This is a genomic window from Stenotrophomonas sp. 3diitr2024 (assembly GCF_042136455.1).
Lineage (GTDB): Bacteria > Pseudomonadota > Gammaproteobacteria > Xanthomonadales > Xanthomonadaceae > Stenotrophomonas > Stenotrophomonas sepilia.
Map to the genome: position 1 here is coordinate 1 of NZ_JBHHMJ010000673.1, position 7,126 is coordinate 7,126.

Genomic DNA, 7,126 nt, shown 5'->3' on the forward strand with positions numbered 1-7,126 from the left:
CCGGCCAGCGGCCGGCACTACCCCCAGCGGTGGGCATGCCGAGGCGATGCATGGGGCGTCCGCGGATCATCCGGTTGCCGGCCAGCGGCCGGCACTACTCCTCCAGGCTGGCGTTCCAGAACCCCTGCAGCACGCCGGGCGTGGTCGCCAGCGTCGCCAGTACCGCATCCAGTTCGCCGGCATCCACCGTGGTGGCATACAGCACCGCTTCGATTTCCACGTCGCGCTCGCCGAACGGGCGCTGGTCCACCGCGCGCACCGGGTACTGCGCCTGCTCAAGCAGCAGCAACAGCTGGTCCAGTACCTCGGCCTGCTGCTCGCGCTGGCAGACCACGTTGATCGCATAGGTTGCCTCGCTGAACGCTTCCGGCAGCGGCTGCCGCTGGATGCGGTTCACCACCGGCCGCAGCAGGGTGTTGGCGGCCAGCACGAACACCGCGGCGAGCACTGCTTCGGGCAGCAGCTTGATACCGGCACATGCTCCCACCGCCGCCGATCCCCACAGGGTGGCGGCGGTGTTCAGGCCGGACACCTGCGCGCCGTCCTTCATGATCGCGCCGGCACCAAGGAAGCCGACGCCGGAGATCACATAGGCCACCACATGCAGCGGTGACGGTGGACCGCCGTACAGGTCATGGAAGCGCACTGCCAGATCGACGAACACCGCCGCTCCCACCGCCACCAGCGTGTTGGTACGCAGGCCCGCGGTGCGTTGCCGCAGCTGGCGTTCCAGGCCGATGACCGTGCCCAGCACGAACGCCACTGACAGGCTGATCAGCGAGCTGAGCGTGGCGCCGGCGTCGAACGCCGGCAGGTTCGGATTGATGTCCATTGTGTTTCTCCCTGGACAAAGCGGCGGGCGCTTACTGCCAGCCGTAACGACGGATGTAGAACCGCTTCAGCGCAGTGGTCAGCACCGCGTAGCCGAACAGGATCGCCACCAGGAACGGCCAGTAGCCGGCCGGCAGCGCCTGCAGCTTGAAGTAGCCGGCCAGCGGGCTCATCGGCAGGGCCACGCCAATGGCCATGATCAGGCCGGTCATCAGCAGCAGTGGCGGCGCGGCGATGCTCTGCAGGAACGGCACCTTCGGCGTGCGGATCATGTGCACGATCAGGGTCTGGGTCAGCAGGCCGACCACGAACCAGCCGGACTGGAACAGGCCCTGGTCGGCCGGCGTGCGTGCATCGAACACGTACCACATCAGCGCGAAGCAGCTCAGGTCGAAGATCGAGCTGATCGGCCCGAAGAACACCATGAAGCGGCCGATGTCCGCCGGGTTCCACTTCAGCGGCTTGCGCACCAGCTCCTCGTCCACGTTGTCGAACGGAATGGCGATCTGCGAGATGTCGTACAGCAGGTTCTGCACCAGCAGCTGCAGCGGCAGCATCGGCAGGAACGGCAGGAAGGCCGAGGCCACCAGCACCGAGAACACATTGCCGAAGTTGGAGCTGGCGGTCATGCGGATGTACTTCAGCATGTTGTTGAACGTGCGCCGGCCCTGGATGACGCCTTCCTCCAGCACCATCAGGTTCTTTTCCAGCAGGATGATGTCGGCAGCCTCCTTGGCGATGTCCACCGCGCTGTCCACGCTGATGCCGATATCGGCTGCGCGCAGCGCCGGTGCATCATTGATGCCGTCGCCGAGGAAGCCGACCACCTTGCCCTGAGCACGCAGCTCGCGCACCAGGCGCTCCTTGTGCAGCGGCGTCAGCCGGGCGAACACGCGATGGTGGTGCAGCGCCCGCGACAGCGCGCCGTCGTCCATGCGCTCGATCTGCGGCCCGGTCAGGATGGTGTCGGCGTCCAGCCCCACCTGCGCGCAGACACGCGCGGTCACCAGTTCGTTGTCGCCGGTGAAGACCTTGACCTCCACGCCATGCGCGGCAAGCGCCTGCAGCGCCTGCGCGGCCGATTCCTTCGGCGGGTCGAGGAACGCCACGTAGCCGATCAGGGTCAGGCTACATTCGTCGGCCTGCGAATAGGTGGTCTGGCTGGCCGCGGTCTCCTTCATCGCTACCGCAACCACGCGCAGGCCCTGTTCGTTCAGTTCCTCGGTGGTCTGCCTCACCCGCGCCAGGCGACGCTCGTCCAGCGGCATGTCCTGGCCGTTCTCACGCACGGTGCTGCAGACTGCCAGCATCTCTTCTACCGCCCCCTTGCAGATCAGCTCGTGGTGGTCCTCGCGCTCGGAGACCACCACCGACATGCGGCGGCGCTCGAAGTCGAACGGGATCTCATCCACCTTGTGGTAGTCCTGCGACAGCCGCAGCGAACTCTGCAGCTCCACGTGCTCCAGTACCGCACGGTCCAGCAGGTTGATCAGCCCGGTCTGGAAGTGGCTGTTGAGGTAAGCGAACTTCAGTACGTCTTCCGAATCGTGGCCGAACACATCGGTGTGGCGCTCCAGCGCGATCCTGTCCTGGGTGAGCGTGCCGGTCTTGTCGGTGCACAGCACTTCCATCGCGCCGAAGTTCTGGATGGCGTCCAGGCGCTTGACGATCACCTTGCGCCGCGACAGCAGCACCGCGCCCTTGGCCAGGGTGGAAGTGACGATCATCGGCAGCATTTCCGGCGTCAGGCCCACCGCCACCGACAGCGCGAACAGGAACGCCTCGGTCCAGTCGCCCTTTGTCCAGCCGTTGATCAGCAGCACGAACGGCACCATCACCAGCGCGAAGCGGATCAGCAGCCAGCTGACACTGTTGACGCCGGCCTGGAATGCGGTGGGCGCACGGTCGGTGGCGGTGCTGCGCTGGGCCAGGGTGCCGAAGTAGGTGCGGTTACCGGTGGCCAGCACAATGGCGGTGGCCGTACCGGACACCACGTTGGTACCCATGAACAGCAGGTTGTGCTGTTCCAGCAGGCCGGCCAGGCCATCGCCCGGGTGCGCGAATTTCTCCACCGGCAGCGACTCGCCGGTCATCGCCGCCTGCGCCACGAACAGGTCCTTGGCGTTCAGCACGCGGCAATCGGCCGGAATCATGTCGCCTGCCGACAGCACGATGTGGTCGCCGGGCACCAGTTCACGGATCGGCAGGTCCAGCAGGCGTGCAGGGCGACGGCTGTGCAGGCGCGCGCCGAAGTACTGGTCTGCCACATCCGCAGCCTCGGTGCCGGGATTGCGGCGCAGCACGCGCGCAGTGTTGCCGACCAGTGCCTTCAGCCGCTCGGCCGCTCGGTTCGAACGACCCTCCTGCACGAAGCGGATCAGCGTGGACAGCAGCACCATCGCACCGATGACGATCGTCGCCTTGATGTCCTCGGTCAGCCAGGATACCGCCGCCAGCACGGTCAGCAGCAGGTTGAACGGATTGCGGTAGCACTGCCACAGGTGCCGCCACCACGGCAGCGGCTTCTCGTGATCCACCTCGTTGGGCCCGAGCGTGGCCAGGCGCTCCCCGGCCTCGTGCGGGCTGAGACCATCGGCATGCGAGCCCAGCGTGGCCAGGAGCTGGGTTTCATTCTGCTGGGCGAGGGTAACCAGGCCGGTGGTGAGCGCGAATGGCGCCGCTTCGGTGCTGCCCGGGCCGAACCCGGCTTCGGGCATCGCACGGCGGCGAAACAGGTTGCCTGCGCGGCGGCTGCGCAGGAAGGCGTTGAACCAGGCGTTGAGCAGGCTCATGGGACGCTCCTCGAATGTCAGAGCCGGCCGCAGCCGGAACACGAACGGAATGGGTGACACAGATCAGGCGTGGCGCATCGCCAGCACCGCCGGTGACCATGGCTGCATGTGCAGCCGCTGGCTGCCACCGATGCACAGCGGCTTCATCGCATCGCGCAGGGGATAGGGCAGATGACGCAGCACAGTGATGCGCTCGCTGATCGGCAGCAGCGACAAGGCGTCGGCCACCACGCGCGGCGAACCGAGCGACAGCGAACGGGCAAACATGACCGGGCCGTATTGCAGCAGCTGGCTGCGCAGGGCGGCAACATCGCGCTCGCCGATCAGGCGGCGCAGGGTGATGTAGAGGATCTTGTAGGACATGGGGGCGATCTCCAGGCAGGCGGCGCCTGGCGGTCCCCCGTCACTCAGGCAGGCAGGGACCGGCGGGCAGGCGCCAGGAACAGGCAACAGGCGGTGATCCGGGGTGCGGCGCACCCGGCAGGGTCGGGGTCCATCTGCGTCTCCATGAGGGAAAGTTGGCAGCCAGGGTTGCCCTGGCCATTGGTGCTATTGTCCGCCCCTGAATGGGACAGGCCTAGAGACTCGTGGGTTAGCCCGGCTATACCTTGGTATAGCCGGGCATGCACAGCGCCAATCGAGGGTTCAGTGATGGATCAATGCGAAGCGCTGGTCTGCTTGCACACGTCGTACTCGCCACGGGTCAACGTCTTGTCACGGTCGGTATCGCAGGCATGCAGCCGTTCGGCCCAGTCCGGTGCTACCGCATCGACTTCCGCCAGGGTGACGATGCCGTCCTTGTCCTTGTCCAGCGATTCGTAGGCAGGGATGAGCCTTACTTCTGTCACGTCCTCGGCGGCGGTGGCCTTGCTGGCCTCCTGGGGATTGGAACAGGCGCCCAGCAGCAGGCCCGCAGATAGCGAGAGAGCGATGGGAAGGCAGCGATAACCGGTCATGGCGTGCTCCTGGGGAAAGGGCGAACCACCGGTGCGGTGGTCACCGCCGGATCTTCTGCGCGGAGCTGTAAGCGGGCTGCGAAGAATGGGGCCGTGGACCGTTGCCGGTGGGTCGCCATTCACCTGGCCGCGCAGCAGCGATTGCGCGGAGTCGAAGCTACCCTCGAACGGTGGGATGCCGGCCATCGACCGGCACTCCCGTCTGCTTCAGAAGCGGTCGGCAAAGGCGTCCGTGGCCCGCACCAGCGCATCCACCGTGGCCGGCTCGTTCGCGCTGTGGCCGGAGGTCACCATCTCCAGCCGGGCTTCCGGCCAGGCCTTGGCCAGATCCCACGCACTGCGCGGCGGGCAGATGATGTCGTAGCGCCCCTGCACGATCACGCAGGGCAGGTGGCGGATGCGATCGATATCGCGCAGCAGCTGGTCCGGCTCCAGGAAGATGCTGTTGCGGAAGTAATGCGCTTCAATGCGGGCCTTTGCCAATGTGTCCAGCGGGTCGTCGGTGGATTGCGCATCCACGTCGTGCTGCAGGGTGGCCGCGTTGTCCTCCCAGCCCAGCCAGGCCTGCGCGGCTTCGATCCGGATCGCCACATCCGGGCTGTCCATGCGGCTCCAGTAGGCTGCGATCATGTCGCCGCGCTCGGCTTCCGGAATGTAGGCCTCATAGCGGTCCCAGCGCTCCGGGAAGATCCAGCGCGCACCGCCGTTGGCTTCGGCGAACCAGCGGTTTTCCATTTCGCGGCCGAGGAACACGCCGCGCACGATCAGGCCGGTGGCGCGCTCGGGATGTGCCTGTGCGTAGGCCAGTGACAGGGTCGACCCCCAGGAGCCGCCATAGACCAGCCAACGCTCGATGCCCAGGTGCTCACGCACCTTCTCGATGTCGGCCACCAGGTCCTGCGTGGTGTTGTCGCGCAGCTCGCCGAACGGTGTGGAGCGGCCGCTGCCACGCTGGTCGATCAACACAATGCGGTAGCGTGCCGGATCGAAGAAACGGCGATGGGTGGGTGAAATGCCCGCGCCTGGGCCGCCGTGCAGGTACACCACCGGAATGCCGTCCGGTGTGCCGCACTCTTCGACATGCAGCGTGTGCAGATCGCTCACCGGCAGGGTGAACTCGCGGTAGGGTTCGATGGCGGGGTACAGGGTACGCATGGCAGGTGTCTCACAAGCTGGGGCGGCCAGCATAGCGCCGCCACCTGCGGGCTGCAGCGACGGGCTCCTGCGCGGCGCTGGAAATGGGTTGGCCGATGCGCATAAGCTTCCGCGATGCAAGCGACCACGACCGGGACGTCAACCTTCAACTTCACCCTCTGCAGCGGCGCGCGCGAGCTGCTGAAGTGGATCGCACTGCTGGCCATGACCGGTGATCACGTGGCCAAGGTGGTCTTTGGCGGCTACGTACCGGTGGTCAGCGAACTGGGGCGCATTGCCTTCCCGCTGTTCGCGCTGGTGATGGCCTGCAACCTGGCCCAGCCCGGGGCCGACCTGCGCAAATCGATACGCCGGCTCGCGTTGTGGGGGCTGATCGCGCAGCCATTGCACGCATTCGCGTTTGGTTCCTGGCTGCCGCTCAACATCCTGCTGACCTTTGCCCTGGCTGCGGTGGCCATTCATGCGCTGGCGAACCATCGGCCCGTTCTGCTGTTGCTGGCTGCCGGCGTGCTGCCGATGTTTGTGGATTACCAGTGGGCGGGTGTCGGCTGCGTGCTGCTGGGATGGATCGCGTTCCGGCATCGCGCGTGGTGGCTGCTGCTGGTCGGGCTCGCAGCGGTGTGCTGGGCGAACCACAACGGCTGGGCATTGCTGGCCGTACCGGTGGTGCTGCTGGCCGCGCGGGTGACATGGCCACTGCCGCGCTGGCGGTGGGCGTTCTATCTCTACTACGTCGGGCACCTGGCGGTGCTTGCTGCGTTCGTGCTGCTGCGCGCCTGATTCGTCGCTGCAGGGTGGCGGCTATCGTCCCTGTCCGATGGAACGTGCTCGATCCTGCTTCCACGATGCGGTTTCCGGCCGCGTCTGCGGTCGCGCAACCACGCAAAGGAGCACTCCATGAGCATTGAACAGATCCTGTACACCGCCCAGGCCACCGCCGTCGGTGGTCGCGAGGGCCACGCCACCTCATCGGACAGGATGCTCGATATCGCGCTGTCCACGCCGGCAGAACTGGGTGGGACTGGCGGGACGGGCACCAACCCGGAGCAGTTGTTCGCCGCAGGTTACTCGGCGTGTTTCCTCGGCGCGCTGCGCCATGTCGCTGGCCACGAGGGCGTGAGCATCCCCGACAATGCTTCGGTTACCGGTCGCGTTGGCATCGGCCCGGTCAGCACCGGCTTCGCCATCGACGTCGCGCTGACCATCTCGCTGCCGGGCGTCGACAGCGAGCAGGCACGCGATCTGGTCAGCAAGGCCCACGTGGTATGCCCGTACTCGCATGCCACCCGCAACAACATCAACGTCGCGCTCATCGTAGCCTGAGCCAACCGCCGCAGCGGGACGCGCCCGCTGCGGCCTTCGGGTTTACCCCGGCGCCATCCAGTCCAGTGG

Annotated in this window: 7 protein-coding genes; 2 read left to right on the forward strand and 5 right to left on the reverse strand. The window is 66.6% G+C overall.

Features of this window, described 5'->3' with window-relative positions; genetic code table 11:
- Positions 1 to 94: 94 nt before the first annotated feature.
- From ABGA94_RS17140 to pip, 5 genes are all read right to left on the reverse strand, one after another.
- On the reverse strand, positions 95 to 832 hold the full coding sequence (locus ABGA94_RS17140) for an MgtC/SapB family protein (protein ID WP_065177730.1): 738 nt from the start codon (positions 830 to 832) through the stop codon (positions 95 to 97).
- A 31-nt stretch (positions 833 to 863) separates the two neighbouring features.
- Positions 864 to 3,623 (reverse strand): magnesium-translocating P-type ATPase, encoded by a 2,760-nt coding sequence (gene mgtA / locus ABGA94_RS17145; protein ID WP_197598971.1) that lies wholly within the window; start codon positions 3,621 to 3,623, stop codon positions 864 to 866.
- Between the two features lie 63 nt (positions 3,624 to 3,686).
- Positions 3,687 to 3,986 (reverse strand): hypothetical protein, encoded by a 300-nt coding sequence (locus ABGA94_RS17150; protein ID WP_005416698.1) that lies wholly within the window; start codon positions 3,984 to 3,986, stop codon positions 3,687 to 3,689.
- 293 nt (positions 3,987 to 4,279) lie between these two features.
- Entirely contained in the window at positions 4,280 to 4,579 is a 300-nt protein-coding gene (locus ABGA94_RS17155; protein WP_065177732.1) for a hypothetical protein, read from the reverse strand.
- Between the two features lie 207 nt (positions 4,580 to 4,786).
- A complete protein-coding gene (pip, locus tag ABGA94_RS17160) occupies positions 4,787 to 5,734 on the reverse strand; it encodes a prolyl aminopeptidase (RefSeq protein ID WP_005416696.1) in 948 nt (315 codons plus the stop codon).
- A 114-nt stretch (positions 5,735 to 5,848) separates the two neighbouring features.
- Between pip and ABGA94_RS17165 the strand changes: the two genes are divergently transcribed.
- Both ABGA94_RS17165 and ABGA94_RS17170 read left to right on the forward strand, forming a co-directional pair.
- Entirely contained in the window at positions 5,849 to 6,514 is a 666-nt protein-coding gene (locus ABGA94_RS17165; RefSeq protein ID WP_005416695.1) for a TraX family protein, read from the forward strand.
- Positions 6,515 to 6,631: 117 nt separating this feature from the next.
- Positions 6,632 to 7,057, forward strand: a complete 426-nt coding sequence (locus ABGA94_RS17170) for an organic hydroperoxide resistance protein (RefSeq protein WP_005416694.1) — start codon at positions 6,632 to 6,634, stop codon at positions 7,055 to 7,057.
- The last annotated feature ends 69 nt before the right edge of the window (positions 7,058 to 7,126 follow it).

What these genes read in the sequence shown, in the direction of transcription:
- ABGA94_RS17165 (WP_005416695.1), top strand. Translation starts at nt 5,849, where the DNA reads ATGCAAGCGACCACGACCGGGACGTCAACCTTCAACTTCACCCTCTGC.
- ABGA94_RS17150 (WP_005416698.1), bottom strand. Translation starts at nt 3,986, where the DNA reads ATGTCCTACAAGATCCTCTACATCACCCTGCGCCGCCTGATCGGCGAG.
- ABGA94_RS17140 (WP_065177730.1), bottom strand. Translation starts at nt 832, where the DNA reads ATGGACATCAATCCGAACCTGCCGGCGTTCGACGCCGGCGCCACGCTC.
- ABGA94_RS17170 (WP_005416694.1), top strand. Translation starts at nt 6,632, where the DNA reads ATGAGCATTGAACAGATCCTGTACACCGCCCAGGCCACCGCCGTCGGT.
- pip (WP_005416696.1), bottom strand. Translation starts at nt 5,734, where the DNA reads ATGCGTACCCTGTACCCCGCCATCGAACCCTACCGCGAGTTCACCCTG.
- ABGA94_RS17155 (WP_065177732.1), bottom strand. Translation starts at nt 4,579, where the DNA reads ATGACCGGTTATCGCTGCCTTCCCATCGCTCTCTCGCTATCTGCGGGC.
- mgtA (WP_197598971.1), bottom strand. Translation starts at nt 3,623, where the DNA reads ATGAGCCTGCTCAACGCCTGGTTCAACGCCTTCCTGCGCAGCCGCCGC.